A 22,583-nucleotide genomic window follows, 5' to 3' on the forward strand; every position below is an offset into this window, starting at 1 on the left:
TGACCCGGGGAAGTACGGAGCGCCTCCGAAAAGACCATGTGCAAACAAAGACCTAAAGCACGATAACAATTCACCCTGAGGTCATCGCGCTTGAGTGCACGCTCAGGCAAGACGGCAAAGCGCGAATCAGCATTAAAACGAATCACGCTTTGAAATGGGAATGGGAACGCCGTTAGCGAGTCGATAGGCGACTCCGACTGGAGGAAGTTCGAACATGTCGGTCGTGCAGCGTGCAGTCATGGACACGGCATCCAACCGGACGCTGGCCGAGCGACTCATAGACCAGCTCGCCGATCGCATCGGCGGCCTCGGGGTCGAGCTCGCCGACATCGCCGGCAACGTCCAGGAGGTCGCGAACCGCGTCGCCAGCCAGTCGGAGCGGTTCCACCATCTGCAGACGACGGCCGAGACGATGGTCTCGGCCAATCGCGACATCGCCAATGCGTCGCAGGCGGTGCAATCGACGACATCCACCGCGGTCGGCGAGATCGCGCAGTCGCGCGACGTGGTCGAGACCGCGGTCGGCCACATCTCCGAGCTCGTCGCAGCCGTCGCTCGCATCGAGGCGCGGCTCGCCGCCGTCGGCTCGGCGCTGAGCCAGGTCGCCAAGGTCTCCGGCTCGATCGAGGCGATTGCGAAGCAGACCAACCTGCTCGCGCTCAACGCCACGATCGAGGCGGCGCGCGCCGGCAGCGCCGGCCGCGGCTTCGCCGTGGTGGCGAGCGAGGTGAAGAGCCTTGCGGAAGCGACCCGCCAGGCTACGCAACAGATCTCGGACACCGTGCGCGATCTCGACGGCCAGATCGGCAGCCTGATCGGCGAAAGCGGCGATGCCTCGCTGCGTGCCAAGAACGCCGGCGACGGCGCGCAGCAGATCTCCGGCATCATCAGCCGCGTGCAGCAGGGCTTTGCGTCCGTGGGCGCGGAGATCGACAGCGTCGCGCGCGCCGCGACCTCCAATCTCGGCCATTGCGACACCGTGATCTCGGAGCTCAGCGAGCTTGCCAAGGGCGTCGATCTCTCTTCGCGCGATCTCAGGAATGCCGACGAGCGGGTGGCGAAGCTGCTCGACACCTCCGAGGGCCTGACCGACAGCGGCGTCGAGACGTCGGACGCGCCGCTGATCCACGCCGTCGTCGACACCGCCAAGCGCATCTCGGCCGAGTTCGAGGCGGCGATCGACCGCGGCGAGATCACGCTCAATCAGCTCATGGACGAGACATATCGCGAGATTCCCGGCACCGATCCCAAGCAATTTCTCACCAGCTACGTCGACTTCACCGACCGCGTGCTGCCGGCGATCCAGGACCCGATCCAGAAATCGGACCCGCGCATCGTGTTCTGCGTCGCCTGGGCGAAGGGCGGCTATCTGCCGACCCACAATCCCAACTATCGCCTGCCGCAGGGCAAGGACCCCGTGTGGAACAACGCCAATTGCCGCAACCGCCGCCTGTTCAACGACCGCGCGGTGAAGAAGGTCGCGGCGAACACAAAGCCGTTCCTGCTGCAAACCTACCGCCGCGACATGGGTGGCGGCCAGTTCGTGCTGATGAAGGATTTGTCCTCGCCGATCGTCGTGAAGGGCAAGCGCTGGGGCTCGTTCCGGATGGGATTTCGGCAGGGCTGACGGCGCAGGCGCTCCCCGTGGTCGTCCTGGCGAAAGCCAGGACGACACCGAATGGGTGGCGCCGCTAGTCAGCTCAACCAGAACCTCGGCGTCGCTGGCTCAAGCCGGCCGCCTGCGCGCACCGGCGCAATCTTCAACGCGAGGCCAGTTGCATCATCCGTCTCCACTGCGACCCCGCTCAGCGTCGCCGTGCCCATCGCCGGCTCGAAGCGGCCGGAAGGGATGCCGGAGGTGAAACGGCGCAGCGGCTCTTCCTTTTGCATGCCGATGATCGAATCGTAGTCGCCGGTCATGCCGGCGTCGGTCATGTAGGCGGTGCCGCCGGGAAGGATCTGGTGATCGGCGGTCGGCACGTGCGTGTGCGTGCCGACGACGAGGCTGGCGCGGCCGTCGCAGAAGAAGCCGATGCCCTGCTTCTCGCTGGTCGCCTCGCAATGAAAATCGACCACGATCGCATCGGCGGCCTCACGCAGGGGACAAGCGCCGAGCTCGCGCTCGATCGCGGCGAAGGGATCGTCGAACGGCGTCATGAAGACACGGCCCAGCGCGTTGACGACGAGCGCGCGGCGGCCGTTCTTGGTCTCGACCAGCGCCGCGCCGCGGCCCGGCGTGCCGCGCGGATAGTTCGCCGGCCTCACCAGGCGCTCGGCGCGCTCGATGAACACCAGCGCCTCGCGCTGGTCCCAGGAATGGTTGCCGAGCGTGACTGCGTCGGCGCCGGCGTCGAGCAGCTCCTGATAGATCGCTTCCGTGATGCCGAAACCGCCGGCGGAATTTTCGCCGTTGACGACGACGAAATCGAGCGACCAGTCGCGAACCATGTTGGGCAGGTGCTCGGCGATCGCCGCGCGGCCGGCCCGGCCGACGACGTCACCCACGAAGAGAATGCGCAACTTCAGAACTCCGGAAATCAAACACGTCCGTTTCCGTTAGCACATAATCCAGCGCGACGTCGTGCGATAGTGCGGGAACGGCCTCGATCTCCTGCGCCGCAAATGCGAGCCCGATGCCGACGACATGCTTGGTCTTGCGCAAATGCGCGAAGGTGAAGTCGTAATGTCCCGCGCCATAGCCGATGCGGTGACCGAGACGGTCGAACGCGGCAAGCGGCGTCAGCATGATGTCGGGGATGACCTCGGCCGCCGCCGGCGACGGCTCGGGAATGCCGAGCGGGCCGAGCATCAGCCGGTCGCTCGGATGCCAGATGCGAAAGATCAGCGACTTGCCGCGCGTGGTGACGCAAGGCAGCGCCAGCCGCGCGCCTTCGGCCGCGAGCTTCTGCATCAGGGGCACCGGATCGATCTCGCTGCGGATCGGCGAATAGCCCGAGACGATGCCGCCGGGCACGATCTCGAACGGCAGGCCGCGCTTGCCGAGCTTTACGGCGGCAGCGGCGCGTTTCTTCTCGCTGAGCGCATCGCGCTTGGCGAGTGCCTTGGCACGGAGTTCGGCTTTGGAGTTGGTCATGCGCTTCGGGTCCCAAGGTCATCACCCGCCTTGTGCGCCCTTGCGCACTGGGGCGGGTGATCCAGTATTCCAGAGGCGGTGATGCTCACACTCGAATGCGCGGCGTACTGGATTCCCCGCTTTCGCGGGGAATGACACTGTACCTTGTGGGACCGACGCATCAGACGCACGAAGGCAAACAAAAGCGCGAAGCCGCAAACGCCGTTGAAGCACTCGATCCCGGAGTTCCCTACGAAAGTAGGTGGGCACCATATGTCCGGGCCCACGGGCCCGGCCAGGGACAGTTCCCTAAAGGATCGATAAGGCCCCGGGGATATATGGCTCCTGACGCGCGCCACAGCTTCGCTTGGGGCAATCTAACAACGATGCTGACGAATCGCCAGCCCACTCCTTCGTCAACCGATCGCAATCCCGTTGCCGACGGTCCGGTTCAGGACCTGGGTCGACTTCTCGATGCGCTCGGCGGCGGCGTTGAGCGCATTGACCACGGCGGTCTGCGTCATCCTGGCCCGCTCGGCGGCGGCATTGCGGAAATCCCTCAGCTCGTTCACCTCGGCTTCCAGCGTGCGGGCGCGATTTCCCGCATCGACCAGCTCGTCGCACACGGTCAGCGCCGCCATCACGGTGAGCCGCGCATCGCCGATCTCGCCGAATTTTCCACGCAGATTCTGGATCCGCGATTCCAGGCTTTCGGCGAGCTTCAACAGCCGCACCTCCTGCCCCTCCTCGCACGCCATGCGATATTGCCGGCCGTTGATGGTGACGTTGATGTGGCTCATCCATCCTCTCCGGTATCGAGCACCGAACGTATCGTGACGATCGCAGAATCCAGCCGATCGGAGATTTCGCGATTGGTGCGCTCGAGCTTGCGCGCCTTCATCAACGCACCGTCGAGCTCGTCGGCGAGTCGCGAGCGATCCGTGCCCAGCGCCTGGATGCGCGTCGCGAGCTCGTTCTCGTCGCGATCGGCATCGCGCCGCCGCTCGACCGCGCTCTCCAGCGCGTCGAGCGCGGCCATGAGTCTGCGTGTCGCGATCTCGATCTCGACGGCGGCGGACTCCGTCATAGCGGAACTGTTGGCAGCGCGATCGCTCATGCAGTCAGCGGCGGACCTCTAGGTTGGCTTACCGCCCGGCAAAAGACTCGGTTCGGCAAGCGGTTAGAAGCAGAAATTTACGTGGCAGGGAAGCCAAGCGCAACGCCGCCTTGAAACTATGCACCGTTTGTCGGGGGCACGCTCCCTGCGCAAACGCGTTCCGTGTTTGTCGCGAGGGAAAACCGGTCTCCACTTTTCGGATTGTGCCCAAGCAACTTTTACGGTCAGCCCGACGTTCGATTGCCTTGGACTCCCGGAACCGAGATGCTATCCAGCCCCGACCCTCAGCGGCCGAAAGGCTCCTTCCCGCGCGGGCGTACACCGCCACCAAGCGCCTCATTTCAGACGGATTTCAGACATGACGCAGGTCGACCCCACCCGTATGGCCAATGCGATCCGCGGGCTCTCGATGGACGCGGTCGAGAAGGCCAAGTCCGGCCATCCCGGCCTGCCGATGGGTGCCGCCGACATCGCCACCGTCCTGTTCACACAGTTCCTGAAATTCGACGCCCAGGCCCCCGCCTGGCCCGACCGCGACCGCTTCGTGCTGTCGGCGGGCCACGGCTCGATGCTGCTCTATTCGCTGCTGTTCCTGACCGGCAATCCGGACATGACGCTGGACCAGCTCAAGCAGTTCCGCCAGCTCGGCTCGCTGACCCCCGGCCACCCCGAGAACTTCCACACCAAGGGCATCGAGACCACGACCGGCCCGCTCGGCCAGGGCATTTCCACCGCGGTCGGCATGGCGCTCGCCGAGAAGATGCTGGCCGCCGAGTTCGGCAAGAAGATCGTCGACCACCACACCTATGTGCTCGCCTCCGACGGCGACCTGATGGAAGGCGTGTCGCAGGAAGCGATCGCGATGGCCGGGCACTGGAAGCTGAACAAGCTGATCGTGCTCTATGACGACAACGGCATCTCGATCGACGGCCCGACCTCGATCGCAGACTCGGTCGACCAGGTGAAGCGCTTCAAGTCGGCGGGTTGGGCTGCCGAGAAGATCGACGGCCAGGATCAGGCCGCGATATCAGCCGCGATCACGCGTGCAAAGAAATCCAACAAGCCGACGCTGATCGCCTGCCGCACCACCATCGGCTACGGCGCGCCACACAAGGCCGGCACCGCGAAAGTGCATGGCGAGGCGCTCGGCGCCGACGAGCTCAAGGCCGCAAAGGAAAATCTCGGCATCTCGCTCGAGCCGTTCTCGGTGCCAGACGACGTGCTCAAGGCCTGGCGCGCGGCTGGCAGCCGCGGCGCGGCTGCACGGCAGGAGTGGGAAGCGCGGATTGGTGAACTCGGCAGCCGCAAGCGCGCCGAATTCGAGCGCCGCCTGCGCCATGAGCGCCCGGCGTCGCTGGCGAAGGCGCTGAAGGCGCACAAGAAGGGCCTTCTGGAAAACCCGCTCAACGTCGCGACCCGCAAATCCTCGGAGGCGGCGATCGAGGCGATCGCGGCCGCGATGCCGATGGAGTTTTTGGCTGGATCGGCCGACCTCACCGGCTCGAACAACAACAAGGCGAAGTCGGCGGTCGCCTTCTCCGCCAAGACGCCGAAGGGCCGCTTCATTCATTACGGCATCCGCGAGCACGGCATGTGTGCCGCGATGAACGGCATCTTCCTGCATGGCGGCTTCGCGCCGAACGGCGCGACCTTCCTGGTGTTCACCGATTATGCGCGGCCGGCGATGCGCATTGCCGCCTTGATGGGCGCGGGTGTCGTCTACGTGATGACCCACGATTCCATCGGGCTTGGCGAGGACGGTCCGACCCATCAGCCGGTCGAGCATCTCGCCGCGCTGCGCGCGATTCCGAACATGCGTGTGTTCCGCCCCTGCGATTCCATCGAGGTCGCCGAGTGCTGGGAGCTGGCGCTGAACCGCACCGACGGGCCGACGGTGCTGGCGCTGACGCGTCAGAACCTGCCGCAGCTCCGCAGCTCCGCCAACGAGAACCCCTGCCAGTACGGCGCCTACGAGCTGGTCGCAGCCCAAGGCGAAGCCAAGGCAACGCTGTTCGCCTCGGGCTCCGAGGTCGAGATAGCGGTCGCTGCCCAGAAGCAGCTCGCCGAGCGCGGCATCCCGACGCGGGTGGTCTCGGTGCCCTCGCTCGAGCTCTTGTTAGCGCAACCAGAGGCCAAGCGTGCCGCGATCATCGGCAACGCGCCGATCAAGGTCGCGATCGAGGCCGCGGTGCGCTGGGGCTGGGACGCCGTGATCGGCCAGGATGGTGAATTTATCGGCATGCATTCCTTCGGTGCGAGCGCGCCTGCCAAGGACCTTTTCAAGCACTTTGGAATTACCGCCGAGGCTGCGATTAACGCTGTCGTGAAGCGCGTTTCCTGAGAGTTGAGCTTGCCGGAAAAAAGGACTACCAAGCTCTCCATATGATCAAGTACCGCCCGGCCGAACCGGGCGTCCGCCCTAAAAAACCCTCGCAGGCGCGCTAGCTGCGTTCTGCGGGATGACAACGGTCATTGAAGGAGACGAAAGATGGCAGTCCGCGTTGCAATTAACGGTTTTGGCCGCATCGGCCGCAACATCCTGCGGGCCATCGCCGAGTCCGGCCGCAAGGACGTCGAGGTGGTCGCCATCAACGATCTCGGACCGGTGGAGACCAACGCGCATCTGCTCCGCTTCGACTCCGTGCACGGCCGCTTCCCGGGAACCGTGACCGTCGAGGGCGACACGATCAACCTCGGCACCGGCAAGATCAAGGTGACCGCCGAGCGCGATCCCTCCAAGCTGCCCTGGAAGGATCTCGGCATCGACATCGCGATGGAATGCACCGGCATCTTCACCGCCAAGGAGAAGGCCTCCGCGCATCTGACCGCCGGCGCCAAGCGCGTGCTGGTCTCCGCGCCCGCTGACGGCGCCGATGCGACGATCGTCTACGGCGTCAACCACGACACGCTGACCAAGGATCACCTGGTCGTCTCCAACGGCTCCTGCACGACGAACTGCCTTGCGCCGGTCGCCAAGGTCCTGAACGACCTCGTCGGCATCGAGACCGGTTTCATGACCACGATCCACGCCTACACCGGCGACCAGCCGACGCTCGACACGCTGCACAAGGATCTCTACCGCGGCCGTGCCGCGGCGATGTCGATGATCCCGACCTCGACGGGCGCAGCCAAGGCGATCGGCCTCGTGCTGCCGGAGCTGAAGGGCAAGCTCGACGGCGTCGCGATCCGCGTGCCGACCCCGAACGTCTCGGTCGTCGACCTCAAGATCGTCGCAAAGCGCTCAACCGACGCGAAGGAAGTCAACGCGGCGATGAAGCGCGCCTCCGAGCAGCAGCTCAAGGGCATCCTCGGCTACACCACGGCGCCGAACGTCTCGATCGACTTCAACCACGACCCGCACTCCTCCACGTTCCACGAGGACCAGACCAAGGTACAGAACGGCACGCTGGTGCGCGTGATGTCCTGGTACGACAACGAGTGGGGCTTCTCGAACCGCATGGCGGACACCGCCGTTGCGATGAGCAAGGTGCTCTAGAGGAAGCGCGATGACGCTTCCTGCCTGGATCGGAATTCCCGGCGCGATATTGCTGCTCGCGATTGTCGTCTACGGATTCCGACAGGGCATGAAGGTCACAAACAAGCAGGAGGGGGATCCGCCGACGCACTATGGCGGCGACTATTCCCCCTAAACCAGTACGCGTGGCGGTGATTTCATGACAAACTTCCGCACCCTCGATGACGTGGACGTGAAGGGCAAGCGCGTGCTGCTGCGCGTCGATCTCAACGTGCCGATGGACAATGGGCGCGTCACGGATGCGACCCGGCTCGAGCGCGTCGCGCCGACCATCACCGAGATCGCGGACAAGGGCGGCAAGGTCATCCTGCTCGCACATTTCGGCCGGCCCAAGGGCCGCGATCCGAAGGAGTCGCTCGCGCCGGTCGCAGAAGCGCTGTCGAAAGTGGTGAAGCGGCCCGTTGCGTTTGCCGACGACTGCATCGGCGAGCCCGCGGCCAAGGCCGTGGCTATGCTGAACGATGGCGACATCCTGTGCCTGGAAAACACCCGCTTCCACAAGGAAGAGGAAAAGAACGATCCGGCCTTCGTCGCGGAGCTCGCAAAGCTCGGCGACATCTGGGTCAATGACGCATTTTCCGCCGCGCACCGCGCCCACGCCTCGACCGAAGGCCTCGGCCACAAGCTGCCGGGCTATGCCGGCCGCACCATGCAGGCCGAGCTCGATGCGCTGGAGAAGGCGCTGGAAGCGCCGACCAAGCCCGTGATCGCGATCATCGGCGGCGCCAAGGTCTCGACCAAGATCGACCTATTGGAAAACCTCGTCAGCAAGGTCGATGCGCTCGTGATTGGCGGTGGCATGGCCAACACCTTCCTGCACGCCCAGGGCGTCGCGGTCGGCAAGTCGCTGGCCGAGAAGGATCTTGCTGCGACCGCCGTGCGCATCATGGAGAAGGCCGAGGCCGCGAACTGCGCCATCATCCTCCCAGTGGACGCCACCGTCGCCTATCATTTCGCCGCCAATGCGCCGTCCCATGCTTACGGCCTCGACGCGATCCCGGCCGACGGCATGATCCTCGACGTCGGCCCGCAATCGGTCGTGCGCATCCATGCCGCGATCGACGATGCGGCAACCCTGGTCTGGAACGGCCCGTTGGGAGCCTTCGAGCTTCAGCCGTTCGACCGCGGCACCGTGGCAGCCGCCAAGCACGCTGCCGAACGCACCAAAGCGAAGAAGCTGATCTCGATCGCAGGTGGTGGTGACACCGTCGCAGCGCTCAACCAGGCCGGCGTCGGCTCCGATTTCACCTATGTCTCGACCGCCGGTGGCGCATTTCTTGAATGGATGGAAGGCAAGCCCCTGCCTGGCGTCGAAGTTTTGCGCACCAAGTAAGTTAGTTGGCCGGAAGGCCCAAACGGGAGAAAAACACAGATGGCTCGGATCACGTTGCGTCAATTGCTCGACCATGCTGCGGAGAACGAGTACGGCGTGCCGGCCTTCAACATCAACAACATGGAGCAGGCGCTGGCGATCATGGACGCGGCCAACCAGGTCGACGCGCCCGTCATCATCCAGGCCTCGCGCGGCGCGCGCTCCTACGCCAACGATGTCATGCTCAAGCACATGATGGACGCGGTGACCGAGATCTATCCGCACATCCCGGTCTGCGTGCATCTCGACCACGGCAATGAGCCGGCGACCTGCATGACCGCGATCCAGGCCGGCTTCACCTCCGTCATGATGGACGGCTCGCTGAAGGCCGACGGCAAGACCCCTGGTGACTGGGGCTACAATGTCGGCGTCACCAAGACCGTGACCGACATGGCCCATCTCGGCGGCATCTCGGTGGAAGGCGAACTCGGCGTGCTCGGCTCGCTCGAGACCGGCATGGGCGACAAGGAAGACGGCCACGGCGCCGAGGGCAAGCTGTCGCACGACCAGCTCCTGACCAACCCCGACGAGGCCGTGAAGTTCGTCAAGGAGACCCAGGTCGACGCTCTCGCGATCGCGATGGGCACCTCGCACGGCGCCTACAAGTTCACCCGCAAGCCGGACGGCGACATCCTCGCCATGAACGTGATCGAGGAGATCCACCGCAAGCTGCCGAACACGCATCTTGTGATGCACGGCTCCTCGTCGGTGCCGCAGGAGCTTCAGGAGATCATCAACGCCAACGGCGGCAAGATGAAGCCGACCTGGGGCGTGCCGGTCGCCGAGATCCAGCGCGGTATCAAGAACGGCGTGCGCAAGATCAACATCGACACCGACAACCGCATGGCGATGACCGGCCAGATCCGCAAGGTCCTGAAGGACAATCCGGAAGAGTTCGATCCGCGCAAGTACCTGAAGCCGGCCATGGAAGCCATGACCAAGCTGTGCAAGCAGCGGCTCCAGGAGTTCAACACCGCAGGCCAGGCCTCCAAGATCAAGCGCGTCCTGACGACAGCCGAAATGGCCAAGCGCTACGCCAAGGGCGAGTTCACCCCGAAGATCGCGTGATCTATCCCTCCCTCTCCCCGCCCTTCGCGGGGAGAGGGTCGGGGTGAGGGGCTGCCTCAGCGAATGCGGTAACAGTGGATTCGCGGAGAGTCCCCCTCACCCGGATTTTACGCTTCGCGTAAAATCCGACCTCTCCCCGCAAGCGGGGCGAGGTGAACGGTCGCCAGCCAGACCCAACGCATACCCAGCCGATCCCCCCCTTTACCCTGCGACCAACGTTAACTCGGCAATTGCCCGAGAACGGTCTATTTTCGCGGGCAAGGCAGAATCGTTTTGGGAGGACCTCTCGATGAATCTGACTGAGCTCAACAAGATCGCACAGGCCATGGTTACGCCCGGCAAGGGCATCCTCGCCGCCGACGAATCCTCCGGCACCATCAAGAAGCGTTTTGACGCGATCGGCGTGGAATCCACCGAAGACAACCGCCGCGACTACCGCGAGATGCTGTTTCGTTCCAAGGACGCCATGAGCCAGCACATCTCCGGCGTCATCCTCTATGACGAGACGATCTGGCAGAACGCCCGCGACGGCACCCCGCTGGTGAAGCTGATCGAAGAGAGCGGCGCGATTCCCGGCATCAAGGTGGATGAAGGCACGCAAGCCCTGCCGATGTGCGCCGGCGAGCTCGTCACCGTCGGGCTGGACAAGCTCGCCGACCGCCTCAAGAAGTACTACGAGCGCGGGGCGCGCTTCGCCAAATGGCGCGCGGTGATCGACATCGGCAGCGGCACTGGCGGCCGGGGCATCCCCTCGATGACCGCGATCAGCGTCAACGCGCATGCGCTGGCGCGCTATGCGGCGCTTTGCCAGGCCGCGCAGATCGTGCCAATCGTCGAGCCGGAAGTGCTGATGGACGGCGACCACGACATCGACCGCTGCTATGACGTCACGCAGCGCGTGCTCAACAAGACGTTCCAGGAATTGCGCGTGCAGCGCGTCGCGCTCGAAGGCATGGTGCTGAAGCCCAACATGGCAGTCTCAGGCAAGAAGTGCGGCAAGCAGGCCTCCGTTGCGGAGGTTGCCGAGAAGACCGTGCGCCTCCTCAAGGCCTGCGTGCCGGCCGCAGTGCCCGGCATCGCATTCCTCTCCGGAGGCCAATCCGACGAGGAGGCAACCGCGCATCTCGATGCCATGAACAGGCTTGGCCCGCTGCCGTGGCGGCTGACCTTCTCCTATGGCCGCGCGCTCCAGGCCGCGCCGCAGAAGGCCTGGTCGGGCAAGGCAGAAAACGTCGCGGCGGGTCAAAGGGCCTTCGCCCATCGCGCGCGGATGAATGCGCTCGCCAGCCGCGGCGAATGGGACAGCGGGCTCGAAAAGAAGGCGGCCTAGACTTGTCGAACAACTCCGCTCCCGCGCGCCCGGCGCCGCGGCTTTATCTCGCGACGCCGCTCGTCGACGATCCCGCTTCGCTTCTCGGCGAGCTGCCCGCTCTGCTCGCCGCCGCCGACGTCGCCGCCGTGCTGGTGCGGCTGAAGGAAACCGACCAGCGCACGATGATCTCGCGGGTGAAGGCGCTGGCGCCGGTCGTCCAGAAGACCGGCGCGGCGTTGCTGCTCGACGGCCATGTCGAGCTGGTCGCGCGCGGCGGGGCCGACGGCGCGCATCTGACCGGCATCGCCGCGCTCGAAGAGGCCATGCCGTCGCTGAAACCGGATCGCATCGCCGGCGTCGGCGGGCTCGCCACGCGGCATGATTCCATGAGCGCAGGCGAGATGGGCGCGGATTACGTGCTGTTCGGCGAGCCCGACGCAGACGGCCAGCGGCCCTCGGTGCAGGCGATCGCGGAACGGCTCGACTGGTGGGCCGAGCTGTTCGAGCCGCCTTGCATCGGCTTTGCCACCACATTGGCGGAAGCCTTCGAGTTCGCCACCGCGGGCGCGGATTTCGTGCTGGTCGGCGATTTCATCTGGGCCGATCCGCGCGGGCCGAAGGCTGCGCTCATCGACGCGGAAGCCGCGATCAAGAAGGCCTATGCGGATGCGCCCGCAAACCGGGAGCATGGCTAGCAGCCGATCATGAAGCCCCTGCTCTCCACATCGTTCCTGACGCTGTTACTCCTCGCCACGCCTGCGACCGCGCAGCTCTCCCTGACACCGCCGGCGGCAACGCCCAGCCCCGCGCCCGAGAAGCCCAAGGACAATTCCAAGGAAAACTCCAAGGAAAAATCTGCGGCCAAGCCGCACGCGATCACCAAGAAGAAGGAGGCCGCGCCGGCGCCAAAGCCGTCGGCCTCGCCAAGCCCGCCGCCGGCCGCGACCGTGATTCCGGCACCGGCGACCGACAACTCCAATGCCGATCTTGTCTACGGCGCCTATCAGCGCGGCCAGTACAAGACCGCCTTCGATCTTGCCACCGCGCGCGCGCAAACCGGTGATCCCAAGGCGATGACCATGCTGGGCCAGCTCTATTCCAACGCGCTCGGCATCAAGCGCGATTACGCCAAGGCGAACGAATGGTACAAGCGCGCCTCCGATGCGGGCGACCGTCAGGCGATGTTGGAGCTCGCGATGATGCGGATGGCCGGCCGCGGCGGCCCGGTCGACAAGGGCGATGCGGTAAAACTGCTCGCCTCCTCCGCCAAGCTCGGCGAGCCCAAGGCCGCCTACAATCTCGCACTGCTCTATCTCGACGGGCAGACGCTGCCGCAGGACGTCAAGCGCTCGGCCGAACTGCTGCGCCAGGCCGCGGACGCCGGCCTGCCCGAGGCGCAATACGCGCTGGCAACCTTCTACAAGGAAGGCACCGGCGTGCCGAAGGACATCGAGCGCGCGGTACGGCTGCTCCAGGCCGCCTCGCTTGCCGACAATGTCGATGCCGAGGTCGAATATGCGATCGCGCTGTTCAATGGCACCGGCACGCCGAAGAATATGCCCGCCGCGGTGGCCATGCTCCGCAAGGCGGCCCGGCAAAACAGCCCGATCGCGCAGAACCGGCTGGCCTTGGTGCTGATCAACGGCATGGGCACGCAGGCCGACAAGATCGAGGGTTTCAAATGGCACCTGGTTGCCAAGACCGGCGGCAAGGGGGATCCCGATCTCGACAAGCAATTGGCCGATCTGCCCCCTGAGGACCGGGCCAAGGCTGAGGCCGCCGCCAAGAAATGGCTCGGGACCAAATGACTTGACGCCAGCCCGGCCGCAGGGCACCCAGTCCCCAAATCCAGCGGCTAGAGTATGATCCGGAAAAGTGCGTAGCGGTTTTCCGAAAAGATCATGCTCAAACAACAACCTAAAGCGCGATGACGATTTATCCCAGTCTCATCGCGCTTTAGGGCCGAATTCTCCCCAATCAAGACTGATCCCATGCTGTATTCCGCAACTATCAACGTCATGGTCAAGGCCGCGCGCCGCGCCGGCCGCAGCCTCAAGCGCGATCTCGGCGAGATCGAGCACTTGCAGGTCTCGCTGAAGGGTCCGGCGAATTTCGTCTCGCTCGCAGACAAGCGCGCGGAGGAGATCCTCTACCAGGACCTCGCCAAGGCGCGGCCCGGCTACGGCTTCATCGGCGAGGAAGGTGGCACGCGGGACGGCACCGACAAGAGCCACACCTGGATCGTCGATCCCCTCGACGGCACCACCAACTTCCTGCATGGCATTCCGCAATTCGCGATCTCGATCGCGCTGGCGCGCGAGGGCACCGTGATCGCGGGCGTGATCTACAATCCCGCCAATGACGAGCTCTACATCGCTGAGCGCGGCAAGGGCGCCTTCCTCAACGACCAGCGCCTGCGGGTGGCCGGCCGCCGCCAGCTCAACGAATGCGTCATCGCCTGCGGCCTGCCCCATATCGGCCGCGGCGACCACGAATCCTTCCGCCGCGAGATGACGGCGATCCAGGACCAGGTCGCAGGGCTGCGCCGCTTCGGCGCCGCGTCCCTCGACCTCGCCTTCGTCGCCGCCGGCCGCCTCGACGGCTACTGGGAGCGCAATTTGCAGTCCTGGGACATCGCCGCCGGCATGATCATGGTGCGCGAAGCGGGCGGCACCGTGAGCGATATCGCGACGCCGGGTGATGCGCTGGTCACCGGCAACGTCGTCTGCGGCAATGAGTTCGTGCACGGGGAGCTGGTGAAGATTTTGCGGAAGTAAGGGGAAACTTTCCTCACTTCGTTCCTTCACGCCCCTTGCGTAAGACCGGACGAATGGAGGCCGCAACATCGCGGCCTCCGGTCTCACGTCGTACTGCAGATTACCACGCCACCCATTTGCGGCCGTGCCAATAGCCGCGGCCCTCGTGCTCGCGGAAGGCAAACTTTTCGCGCGGACCCCAGTGCCAATTGTCCTCGTGGACGACGACGCCTGCTTCGTGGGGAAAGTCGTAGGCCTCATGCGTGTGCCAGCAGGTGTGGCCCTGACACACGATTGCTGCCGACGCAGTGAAGGTCGACATCACAAGCACGCCGGTGCCGACAGCGGCAGCCGCAAGAATCTTCTTCAACATCTGGACGATCTCTCCGTGGACCCCCTAACCCCGCGGGCAAACACATTTGCCGGCGCCGGGTTCCGCCAGAGAAAGTGAAGCTTTCGTAGGGATTCTCGCTTCGGTGCACGAAGGCTCGGTCTGCAACGGCTAGGAATCATCATCGTCCGATTCCTCCTCACGATACTCGCCGCCAAGAGTCAGGCCCTCGATTGTCGTGGCGCCTTTCGACTTGATGACCCGGCGAAGCGGAACGGAGCTCTCGCTCCGCAATGCCTCCATCAGCTGTTCCGAATGGGTGACGATCCAGATGTCGGCGCGGCTTGAGGCCTTGGCGATCAGGCGGGCCAATGGCGCCAAGAGCGAGGGATGCAGGCTGGTCTCGGGCTCGTTCAGCGCGATGAACGGCGGAAGCCGATAGCCCATGAAGACCGCGAGCAGGCAAATGTATTTCAGCGTCCCGTCGGACAGTTCATGTGCCCTGAACGGCCGCGGCATATCCTCCAGTTGCAGGTCGAATTCGCAGAAACCATTTTCTTCCCATGCACGGAGCTCGGCGCCCGGGAAGGCATCCTGGATGGCATCCTGGAGGTCGGTGGCGTCTTCCCTGATGGTATAGAGCGTCGCCAGGGCCGCAGCCACATCGCTGCCATCGGCACTGAGCGAGGGCGTCGTGATCGCGAGACACGGCTTTCGTATCGGTGATGCCGGATCGGTGCGAAAGTCGTGATAGAAGCGCCAGCCCAGCATCGCGTTTCTGATTACATCGATCTCGGGGCATTCCTTGCCGTTGTAAAAGCCCGCGAGCGCCGGCTCAGACGGCAGCACCGCATCCTTGTGGCTGCTCCATGCGCCGCTGTCGGTGCGGACGCTGACGAGCGAGTTTTTCCGCTCCATCAGCAGAACCGTTCGTTTGCCCTGCGTCGCCTCGATGCTTTCGGTCTTGATCATCGGCTCGCCGGAAAACGCCGCCTCGAGCGGGCCGGGAAATCCGATCTCGATGGAATATCTGAGACGGTCGAACCTGACCGACAAGCGCAGTCGCCCATCCTCGCCGCGCTTGCGAAGACCGGACCAGCAGACCGAATTCAATCCGCCCTCATCGGCGATCGTGCGCGTGATCCGCCCGGCGGCCGCGTCGCGCAACAGCGACAGGGACTTGTAGAGATTGGACTTGCCGACACCATTCTCGCCGACGAACACGGACAAAGGATGGATGGGTATCGAGAGCCGCCGGATGGAGCGATAGTTCGAGATCGCAATGTCGGTCGGACGCATCACATGCTCTCAATCGGGAGGCTGTGTGCATTCGCGGTGCAATGCGCACACGGCCTTCAATCCAGGGATGCAGTCTGGATTGACTAACCCGAGAAGGCAAGCTCTCCGCATTGTCATTCTGGGGCGCGCCTCTTGGCGCGAGCCCGGAATCCATTGATCCTCATCAATGGTGGCACGATGGATTCTCAGGTGCGCAATTGCGCACAATAGCTCGTGCTTCGTACGCCCCGGAATGACGGAGAGACGCGTCAGTGGCTTGTATGGACCGGCGCAGGCGGCCCGTACGCCTCGCCGGCCTTCACGGCTTTCGGCTCCCTGTCTCCCGCCAGCACGCGCTGCACGGAGACGAAGAACACCGGCACCATCAGCAGCGCCAGGATCACCACCGCGATCATGCCGCCCATCACGACGGAGCCGAGCGATTGCTGGCTGGCACCGCCTGCGCCGTGCGCGATCGCCATCGGCAGCACGCCGCAGATGAAGGCAAGGCCGGTCATCAGGATCGGGCGGAAGCGCAGGCGGCAGGCCTCGATGGTGGCGTCCACCAGCGGCTTGCCCTCCTTGCGCAGATCCTTGGCGAACTCGATGATCAGGATCGCATCCTTGGCGGCAAGGCCGATGATGGTGATCAGGCCGACGGTGAAATAGACGTCGTTGGGAAGCCCGCGCAGCATCGCCGCGATCACGGCGCCGGTGACGCCGAGCGGCACGGTCAAGAGCACCGCGAGCGGAATGGTCCAGCTCTCATAGAGTGCGGCGAGACACAGGAACACCACGAACACCGACAGCGCGAGCAGGAATGGCGCCTGCGAGCCCGACAGCTTTTCCTGCAGCGACTGCCCGGTCCATTCATAGCCGAAGCCACGCGGCAGTTTGCCGGCAAGCCGCTCCATCTCGGCGATCGCATCGCCCGAGGTGAAGCCGGGTTTCGCCTCGCCCGAGATGCGCACCGCCGGATAATAGTTGAAGCCGGCGATCTGCGTCGGCCCGCGCGACCATTCGACCGTGGCGAAGGAGGAGAACGGCACGAGCTGGCCGCGGCTGTTCTTGACGTTGTAGTTGAGGATGTCCTCGGTCTTCATGCGATCGCGCGCGTCTGCCTGCACCACGACGCGCTGCATGCGGCCGCGGTTCGGGAAGTCGTTGATGTAGTTCGAGCCGAGATTGGTCGAGATCGTGTTGTTGATATCTTCAAACGTGACGCCGAAGGCGCCGGCCTTCTCGCGATCGATCACGAGATTGACCACGCCCGCCTCGGGCAGGCCCTCGATATAGACCTTTTGCAGCACCGGGCTCGCATTGGCCTCGGTGATCAACTGGTCGGCCGCGCGCATCAGGGCCGCATAGCCCTTCTGGCCGCGGTCCTGGAGGCGGAACGAGAAGCCCGAGGAGTTGCCGAGATTGTCGATCGGTGGCGGCTGGAGCGCCGAGATCTTTGCATCGCGGATCGAGGACAGGTCGCGGTTGATGTCGGACACGATCGCGGCAGCGGACTCCTTGGGCCCACGCTCCGACCAGTCCTTCAGCGTGATGAAGGCCTGCGCGGTGTTCATGCCCTGGCCCGAGAAGCTGAAGCCGGTGAGGAAGGTGACGTCCTTTACGCCGGGACGCATCGCGAGATATTTTTCGACCTTCTCGATCACGGCCTCGGTGCGGGCATAGGACGAATCCGATGGCGCCTGCACGTCGGTGGTGACGAAACCCTGGTCGTCGACGGGCAAAAAGCCGCCGGGCAAATTGACGAAGGCCCAGGACAGGCCGACGAGGAGCGCGGCATAGACCAGCATCAGCCGTCCGGTGCGCTTCAGCGAGAAGCCGACGGTGCGGGAATAGCCCTCCTTGCCGCCTTCGAGCATGCGGTTGAACCAGCCGAACACGCCCTTCTTCGCATGACCGTGTCCGGCCGCGACGGGCCTGAGCAGCGTGGCGCACAGCGCCGGCGTCAGCGACAGCGCGAGGAACGCGGAGAAGCCGATCGCGGCGACCATGGTGACGGAGAATTGGCGGTAAATGATGCCTACCGACCCCGGGAAGAACGCCATCGGCACGAACACCGCCATCAGCACCAGCGTGATGCCGATGATCGCGCCGGTGATTTGCGACATCGCCTTGCGCGTCGCCTCCTTCGGCGGCAGGCCCTCTTCCGCCATGATGCGCTCGACGTTCTCGACCACGACGATGGCATCGTCGACGAGAATGCCGACCGCCAGCACCATGCCGAACATCGAGAGCATGTTGATGGAATAGCCGGCGAGCAGCAGCGTGGTACAGGCGCCCAGCAGCGCCACCGGCACGACGATGGTCGGAATGATGGTGTAGCGGATGTTCTGCAGAAATAAGAACATCACCACGAACACCAGCACCACGGCCTCGACCAGCGTCGACAGCACCTTCTTGATCGAGGCCTCGACGACAGGCGTGATGTTGTAGGGAATCTCATAACTGATATTGGCCGGGAAGAAGCGCGATAGCTCCTTCATCTTGGCCTCGACCGCACTCGCGGTCGCGAGCGCATTGCCGGTCGGCGACAGCAGCACCGAGAGGCCCGCGGTCGGCTTGCCGTTCAGACGGGTGTTGAACTGGTAGCTGAGGCCGCCGACCTCGACGCGCGCGACGTCGCGCAGGCGCACGGTCGAGCCGTCGGGATTGGCGCGCAGGATGATGGCGCCGAATTCATCCGGAGAGGAAAGCTGGCCCTTGACCAGCACCAGCGCGGAGATGCGCTGGTCCGCCGTCGACGGCTCGGCGCCGATGCTGCCCGAAGCGACCTGCGCGTTCTGCGCGCTGATCGCCTTGTTGACGTCGTCAGCCGTCAGCCCATAGCCGACGAGCTTGGCCGGATCGACCCAGACGCGAAGCGAGCGCTCGGTCGAATAGAGCGTGGCGCGGCCGACGCCGGGGATGCGGCGGATCTCGCCGAGCACGTTGCGGATCATGAAGTCGCCGAGCCCGACCTCATCGAGGCTGCCGTCGGTCGAGTTCAACGTGATGATCTGCAGCACTGCGCTCGATGCTTCCTCGATCAGGATGCCCTGCTGGATCACCGCGCGCGGCAAGCGCGCCTCGACGCGCTTGATGCGGTTCTGCACCTCGACCGAGGCCGCACCGGTGTCGGTGCCCGGCACGAAATTGGCAATGATCTCGACCTGGCCGAGCGAGTCGCTGGTCGATTCGAAGTTGAGTATGCCGGAGGCGCCGTTGAGCTCCTCCTCGATCAGCCGCGTGACGCTGTTGTAGAGGTTTTCCGGCGAGGCGCCGGGATAGCTCGTCGAGATCGAGATCGAGGGCGGCGCGATGATCGGATATTGCGCGACCGGCAACAGCGGGATCGAGATCGCGCCGACCAGACAGATGAACAGCGCGACCACCCAGGCGAAGATCGGCCTGTCGATGAAGAAGCTCGGCATTTATCCGTTACCCTCGTTGTGTCGCTAGTCCCTCATGGTGAGGAGCGCGGAACGCGCGTCTCGAACCATGAAGGCCCGGCTCTCGCCCGCGGCCATCCTTCGAGACGCCCGCTTCCAGCGGGCTCCTCAGGATGAGGGCCAAGGCACTTGTGACGCTGTAGAGTTACCGTGTCACTTTGGCGTGCTGGGCATCCGTCGTCGCATCGGCCTCGGCCCAGGACTGCGGCTTGACCTTGTCGCCTGCGGCGAATTTCTGGAAGCCTTCGACCACGACCTTGTCGCCGGCTTTCAGGCCGTCGGTGACGAACCAGATGCCGTCCTGCACCGAGCCGGTGCGCACCGGCTGCACCGCGATGCGGTTGTCGTCCTTGACGACGAACACCTCGCTGCCGCCGCCGCCATTGCGCTGGATCGCCTGCTGCGGCACCGCGATCGCATCGGAATCAATGCCCTGATCGATGCGGACGCGGACATACATGCCGGGCAGCAATTCGCGCTTGGGATTGCGGAACTCGCCGCGCAGCGTCACCTGCCCGGTATGGGCATCGACCTTGGCGTCGGAGAACAGCAGCTTGCCGTCGAGCGAATAGAGCGTGTTGTCGTCGAGCACGAGGCGCACCTTGGCGGCATCGGCCGCGATGCGATCGAGATCGCCGTTCTCGAAGGCGCGGCGAAGCTGGCTCAGCTCGGTTACCGACTGGGTGAAGTCGGCATAGATCGGATCGAGCTGCTGAACGGTGGCCAGATTGGTCTCGTTCTGCACCACGAGTGCGCCTTCGCTGACGATCGCAGCGCCGACAACGCCGTCGATCGGCGCGCGCACGGTGGCGTAATCGAGGTTCAGCCTGGCGCGCGCGAGCTCCGCCTTGCGGCCCTCGACCTCGGCCTGGGCCTGGCGCTCGGCGGCGATCGTCTTCTCGTTCTCGGCCTCGGGCGCGGCACGCTGGCTGGTGAGCGTGGCGATGCGGCGCGCCTGTTGCTGCGCCTGCATCAACGCAGCCTCGGCCTTGGCGAGTCCGGCCTCGCTCGCCATCACCTCGACCTCGAACGGGCGCGGATCGATGCGATAGAGCGCTTCTCCCGCCTTCACTTCGCTGCCCTGGCGGAACAGGCGCTCGACCACGATGCCGGAGACCCGCGGCCGCACCTCCGCGACGCGCGTCGGCGCGATGCGGCCGGGCAGCTCACGCACCACGGCACGGGCCTGAGGCTTGACGACGACGATGCTGACATCGGGTTCAGGGGCCTGCGCAGCGGAGACCGCGGAAGCGGATTCATCACAGCCCGCTAGCAGCGGCGCAAAGGCCGCGAGCATCATTGCAACGCATGCCGATCGCGCTCGAAGTCCTGACATTAAGTGGGGTGCCCCAAGGTTGTTGAGAACAAGGGTTGTTGAACAAGGCAACACGCACGGAACAACAATGTCGAAGCGATTCCGCGCGGCTGATGTCGTCAAAATAGAATGCGCGTGCTGCGACGCAACGCATGGTGCGGGCGGCTCAATGTCACACGCGCTAGGGCGCTGAGTTCGCGGTCGTTTTCAGGCCTCACTGGATTGTGAGTCGGGCTCCACGGCCCCCTACTGCGACAGAACATCGCAAGGAAACGAGCGCCGGGCGTAGTGGCGTCCCGGATAGAGTCGAAGGCAATCGAGGATACCGTCAGCGTTCAGCCGCGCGCGCTCAAGCAACGTCAGCTCGCGGGCTCGCCTCCTCCTGGTTGGCAAGGGCATCGAGATCGATGATCTCTGAATCGTGCCAAGATGTCTCGTCCTGGCTCCCGCCGCTGCCATGAACGTGCATCAGGGTCTGCACGCGCCTCGCATTGAGATAGTCCACATGCTGGTGCTGGAGGGCGATCGGCAGCAGCGTCTTCGGCAGTTCGACCAGCGCGAAAGCAGGCGCTTTGCGCGACTCGCTGCCCTCCTGCCACTTGAGCGGATTGAGCGTGTAGATCAATTGCCGCTCGACCTCCGGCAGCTGCGGGCACGTGGCGGCGGGCGGCGGCGGCGCGATGTTGACGTTGCCCACCCGTGTGCGCGCTGCCAGTGTCCTCAGCTCCCAGCGGACCAGGTCCGCGGCCGACAGCACCTCGCGACGCACGTCGTCCACGCTGGCCGAGAAGCGGGTCGCCTCCGCAACTGTCACTGCACCCTTGGCGACGGCGTCGACCAGCGCGGCTGCGCCCGAAGCAAATCCCGGGACGGCCAGATCGATCGCCGCCGCAAGCGCCTCGATACGATCGGCAAGCAATTCGCGGTCGCGTTGCGCGATGGCGCCGGCCAGTGCACGCTCGGTTGCGACGATCTGTTCGTTGGTTTCTCCGAGGGCCGCGCGCGCCGTCTTGACGCGATCCTCGACCGAACGCAGCTCGGCCTCCGCGCGCGCGAGCTTGGCATGGCCGGCGCCAGCCATTGCCAGCCGCTCGGCGGCGGTACGTGTTTCTGCAAGCACGGATTCGGCAAGGCCAAGCTGGTCGGCCAGTTTTTGCCGCTCCGCCTGCCTGCTCTTCAGTGCACTCTCGAAGCGCTCGACCGGGCCGAGCTCACGCTTGAAAAATGCCATGGCAATATCCTCAGGGATCGCGATCCTTCAGCGAATCAGTTGGCAGATCCAATGCTCGAGCCGTAGTTCGAAATTTGGTTAAGATTGCGGCTCGCCGAAAAGGCGCGAGACTCACCCGATCCGCGGGACTGTTGCCCGAACAGGGAAGAGAGGAGCCAGCGCGTTAACGATCTGTTAACCATCGCGGCCTAGCCTGTCGTCATCAGCGCACACACGACTGCCCGGTTCGGTCCCAGGAGGACAGCCGATGCCTATTGAGACGCTGACATATGCCGCACTTGGTGCTCGCCTGAAGATCTCGCCATTGGCGGCTCGTTCGCTTGCCAAGCGGCGCCGCTTGCCGCGCTCCCTTTCAGATAGCGGAAAGGCGCTGGTGAGCGTCGATCTCGCCGAAATACGGCATACGCCACGACGACCAGGAAGTCGGCCAGCAGGCGACGTCGCGCTGCAGGCAGAAAAGATCCTGGCACTACAGGCGGAGATCGCGCGGCTCGAAGCAACAGCAGCCGGTCATCGGGCGGATTTCGAGCGAGAGCGCGAGCGCGCCGATCGCCTGACAACTGAACTGCTGCAGGCGACTGCCGAGGCGACGGCGGCCAAGGAGGCGGCGGCGCGGCTTGAAGGCTCTCTGCAAACTGGCGGGCGATCCAGTGGTTCGACCGACGGCCACGGGCAAGCCTCATCCCGACTGGGGCATCTCCTCGCCGACCTGGTGGAAGCAGACCGCAGAGCATGCAAGTAGGAATCCC

Annotated in this window: 20 protein-coding genes and 1 other RNA gene; 11 read left to right on the top strand and 10 right to left on the bottom strand. The window is 64.8% G+C overall.

All coding sequences use genetic code 11. The annotated features are described in order from the left end of the window. Positions 1 to 214 precede the first annotated feature (214 nt). On the top strand, positions 215 to 1,627 hold the full coding sequence (locus tag NLM33_RS25825) for a methyl-accepting chemotaxis protein (protein WP_254100023.1): 1,413 nt from the start codon (positions 215 to 217) through the stop codon (positions 1,625 to 1,627). A gap of 68 nt (positions 1,628 to 1,695) precedes the next feature. Here NLM33_RS25825 and NLM33_RS25830 read toward each other — a convergent pair whose 3' ends face one another. The 5 genes from NLM33_RS25830 to NLM33_RS25850 form a co-directional block, all read right to left on the bottom strand. After that, positions 1,696 to 2,520, bottom strand: coding sequence for a TIGR00282 family metallophosphoesterase (locus NLM33_RS25830; protein ID WP_254100025.1), 825 nt, complete (start codon positions 2,518 to 2,520; stop codon positions 1,696 to 1,698). Continuing rightward, complete coding sequence (locus NLM33_RS25835) at positions 2,498 to 3,094, bottom strand: 5-formyltetrahydrofolate cyclo-ligase (protein ID WP_254100028.1); 597 nt, start codon at positions 3,092 to 3,094, stop codon at positions 2,498 to 2,500. The genes NLM33_RS25830 and NLM33_RS25835 overlap by 23 nt, the downstream gene beginning before the upstream one ends. Positions 3,095 to 3,279: 185 nt before the next feature. Then, positions 3,280 to 3,440, bottom strand: a non-coding RNA gene (gene ssrS, locus NLM33_RS25840) — 6S RNA. 49 nt (positions 3,441 to 3,489) lie between these two features. Continuing rightward, complete coding sequence (locus tag NLM33_RS25845; protein ID WP_254100030.1) at positions 3,490 to 3,873, bottom strand: cell division protein ZapA; 384 nt, start codon at positions 3,871 to 3,873, stop codon at positions 3,490 to 3,492. Then, on the bottom strand, positions 3,870 to 4,160 hold the full coding sequence (locus tag NLM33_RS25850) for a DUF4164 domain-containing protein (RefSeq protein ID WP_254100032.1): 291 nt from the start codon (positions 4,158 to 4,160) through the stop codon (positions 3,870 to 3,872). The genes NLM33_RS25845 and NLM33_RS25850 overlap by 4 nt, the downstream gene beginning before the upstream one ends. Before the next feature lie 388 nt (positions 4,161 to 4,548). Between NLM33_RS25850 and tkt the strand changes: the two genes are divergently transcribed. The 9 genes from tkt (at position 4,549) to NLM33_RS25895 (ending at position 14,254) form a co-directional block, all read left to right on the top strand. After that, positions 4,549 to 6,531, top strand: a complete 1,983-nt coding sequence (gene tkt, locus NLM33_RS25855; protein WP_254100034.1) for a transketolase — start codon at positions 4,549 to 4,551, stop codon at positions 6,529 to 6,531. Between the two features lie 147 nt (positions 6,532 to 6,678). Further along, complete coding sequence (gene gap / locus NLM33_RS25860) at positions 6,679 to 7,686, top strand: type I glyceraldehyde-3-phosphate dehydrogenase (protein ID WP_254100036.1); 1,008 nt, start codon at positions 6,679 to 6,681, stop codon at positions 7,684 to 7,686. Between the two features lie 10 nt (positions 7,687 to 7,696). Next, positions 7,697 to 7,840, top strand: coding sequence for a hypothetical protein (locus tag NLM33_RS25865; RefSeq protein WP_254100038.1), 144 nt, complete (start codon positions 7,697 to 7,699; stop codon positions 7,838 to 7,840). Between the two features lie 24 nt (positions 7,841 to 7,864). After that, entirely contained in the window at positions 7,865 to 9,058 is a 1,194-nt protein-coding gene (gene pgk / locus NLM33_RS25870; protein ID WP_254100040.1) for a phosphoglycerate kinase, read from the top strand. 39 nt (positions 9,059 to 9,097) lie between these two features. Beyond that, positions 9,098 to 10,165: a class II fructose-bisphosphate aldolase gene (gene fba, locus NLM33_RS25875; protein ID WP_254100042.1), complete on the top strand. Its 1,068-nt coding sequence runs from the start codon at positions 9,098 to 9,100 to the stop codon at positions 10,163 to 10,165. A 289-nt stretch (positions 10,166 to 10,454) separates the two neighbouring features. After that, entirely contained in the window at positions 10,455 to 11,495 is a 1,041-nt protein-coding gene (locus NLM33_RS25880; protein ID WP_254100044.1) for a class I fructose-bisphosphate aldolase, read from the top strand. Positions 11,496 to 11,497: 2 nt separating this feature from the next. Next, complete coding sequence (locus tag NLM33_RS25885; protein ID WP_254100046.1) at positions 11,498 to 12,172, top strand: thiamine phosphate synthase; 675 nt, start codon at positions 11,498 to 11,500, stop codon at positions 12,170 to 12,172. A 9-nt stretch (positions 12,173 to 12,181) separates the two neighbouring features. Then, entirely contained in the window at positions 12,182 to 13,285 is a 1,104-nt protein-coding gene (locus NLM33_RS25890; RefSeq protein WP_254100048.1) for a tetratricopeptide repeat protein, read from the top strand. A gap of 183 nt (positions 13,286 to 13,468) precedes the next feature. Further along, positions 13,469 to 14,254, top strand: a complete 786-nt coding sequence (locus NLM33_RS25895; RefSeq protein WP_254100050.1) for an inositol monophosphatase family protein — start codon at positions 13,469 to 13,471, stop codon at positions 14,252 to 14,254. 100 nt (positions 14,255 to 14,354) lie between these two features. Here the strand turns inward: NLM33_RS25895 and NLM33_RS25900 are convergent, their stop codons facing one another. The 5 genes from NLM33_RS25900 to NLM33_RS25920 all read right to left on the bottom strand — a co-directional run bounded on the left by NLM33_RS25900 (position 14,355) and on the right by NLM33_RS25920 (position 21,834). Further along, positions 14,355 to 14,606, bottom strand: a complete 252-nt coding sequence (locus NLM33_RS25900) for a hypothetical protein (RefSeq protein WP_254100052.1) — start codon at positions 14,604 to 14,606, stop codon at positions 14,355 to 14,357. Between the two features lie 129 nt (positions 14,607 to 14,735). Further along, positions 14,736 to 15,863, bottom strand: coding sequence for an AAA family ATPase (locus NLM33_RS25905; RefSeq protein WP_254100054.1), 1,128 nt, complete (start codon positions 15,861 to 15,863; stop codon positions 14,736 to 14,738). A gap of 248 nt (positions 15,864 to 16,111) precedes the next feature. Further along, complete coding sequence (locus NLM33_RS25910; RefSeq protein ID WP_254100056.1) at positions 16,112 to 19,270, bottom strand: multidrug efflux RND transporter permease subunit; 3,159 nt, start codon at positions 19,268 to 19,270, stop codon at positions 16,112 to 16,114. 163 nt (positions 19,271 to 19,433) lie between these two features. Further along, positions 19,434 to 20,624, bottom strand: coding sequence for an efflux RND transporter periplasmic adaptor subunit (locus tag NLM33_RS25915; RefSeq protein ID WP_254100058.1), 1,191 nt, complete (start codon positions 20,622 to 20,624; stop codon positions 19,434 to 19,436). A 328-nt stretch (positions 20,625 to 20,952) separates the two neighbouring features. Further along, positions 20,953 to 21,834, bottom strand: coding sequence for a hypothetical protein (locus NLM33_RS25920; RefSeq protein WP_254100061.1), 882 nt, complete (start codon positions 21,832 to 21,834; stop codon positions 20,953 to 20,955). A gap of 373 nt (positions 21,835 to 22,207) precedes the next feature. Here NLM33_RS25920 and NLM33_RS25925 point away from each other — a divergent pair, with 373 nt between their 5' ends. Beyond that, positions 22,208 to 22,576: a hypothetical protein gene (locus NLM33_RS25925; RefSeq protein ID WP_254100063.1), complete on the top strand. Its 369-nt coding sequence runs from the start codon at positions 22,208 to 22,210 to the stop codon at positions 22,574 to 22,576. Positions 22,577 to 22,583 lie beyond the last annotated feature (7 nt).

Origin of the sequence: Bradyrhizobium sp. CCGUVB1N3 (assembly GCF_024199925.1) — a bacterium.
GTDB lineage: Bacteria > Pseudomonadota > Alphaproteobacteria > Rhizobiales > Xanthobacteraceae > Bradyrhizobium.

What these genes read in the sequence shown, in the direction of transcription:
- NLM33_RS25825 (WP_254100023.1), top strand. Translation starts at nt 215, where the DNA reads ATGTCGGTCGTGCAGCGTGCAGTCATGGACACGGCATCCAACCGGACG.
- NLM33_RS25835 (WP_254100028.1), bottom strand. Translation starts at nt 3,094, where the DNA reads ATGACCAACTCCAAAGCCGAACTCCGTGCCAAGGCACTCGCCAAGCGC.
- NLM33_RS25845 (WP_254100030.1), bottom strand. Translation starts at nt 3,873, where the DNA reads ATGAGCCACATCAACGTCACCATCAACGGCCGGCAATATCGCATGGCG.
- NLM33_RS25850 (WP_254100032.1), bottom strand. Translation starts at nt 4,160, where the DNA reads ATGACGGAGTCCGCCGCCGTCGAGATCGAGATCGCGACACGCAGACTC.
- tkt (WP_254100034.1), top strand. Translation starts at nt 4,549, where the DNA reads ATGACGCAGGTCGACCCCACCCGTATGGCCAATGCGATCCGCGGGCTC.
- gap (WP_254100036.1), top strand. Translation starts at nt 6,679, where the DNA reads ATGGCAGTCCGCGTTGCAATTAACGGTTTTGGCCGCATCGGCCGCAAC.
- NLM33_RS25865 (WP_254100038.1), top strand. Translation starts at nt 7,697, where the DNA reads ATGACGCTTCCTGCCTGGATCGGAATTCCCGGCGCGATATTGCTGCTC.
- pgk (WP_254100040.1), top strand. Translation starts at nt 7,865, where the DNA reads ATGACAAACTTCCGCACCCTCGATGACGTGGACGTGAAGGGCAAGCGC.
- fba (WP_254100042.1), top strand. Translation starts at nt 9,098, where the DNA reads ATGGCTCGGATCACGTTGCGTCAATTGCTCGACCATGCTGCGGAGAAC.
- NLM33_RS25880 (WP_254100044.1), top strand. Translation starts at nt 10,455, where the DNA reads ATGAATCTGACTGAGCTCAACAAGATCGCACAGGCCATGGTTACGCCC.
- NLM33_RS25890 (WP_254100048.1), top strand. Translation starts at nt 12,182, where the DNA reads ATGAAGCCCCTGCTCTCCACATCGTTCCTGACGCTGTTACTCCTCGCC.
- NLM33_RS25895 (WP_254100050.1), top strand. Translation starts at nt 13,469, where the DNA reads ATGCTGTATTCCGCAACTATCAACGTCATGGTCAAGGCCGCGCGCCGC.
- NLM33_RS25900 (WP_254100052.1), bottom strand. Translation starts at nt 14,606, where the DNA reads ATGTTGAAGAAGATTCTTGCGGCTGCCGCTGTCGGCACCGGCGTGCTT.
- NLM33_RS25905 (WP_254100054.1), bottom strand. Translation starts at nt 15,863, where the DNA reads ATGCGTCCGACCGACATTGCGATCTCGAACTATCGCTCCATCCGGCGG.
- NLM33_RS25910 (WP_254100056.1), bottom strand. Translation starts at nt 19,270, where the DNA reads ATGCCGAGCTTCTTCATCGACAGGCCGATCTTCGCCTGGGTGGTCGCG.
- NLM33_RS25915 (WP_254100058.1), bottom strand. Translation starts at nt 20,624, where the DNA reads ATGTCAGGACTTCGAGCGCGATCGGCATGCGTTGCAATGATGCTCGCG.
- NLM33_RS25920 (WP_254100061.1), bottom strand. Translation starts at nt 21,834, where the DNA reads ATGGCATTTTTCAAGCGTGAGCTCGGCCCGGTCGAGCGCTTCGAGAGT.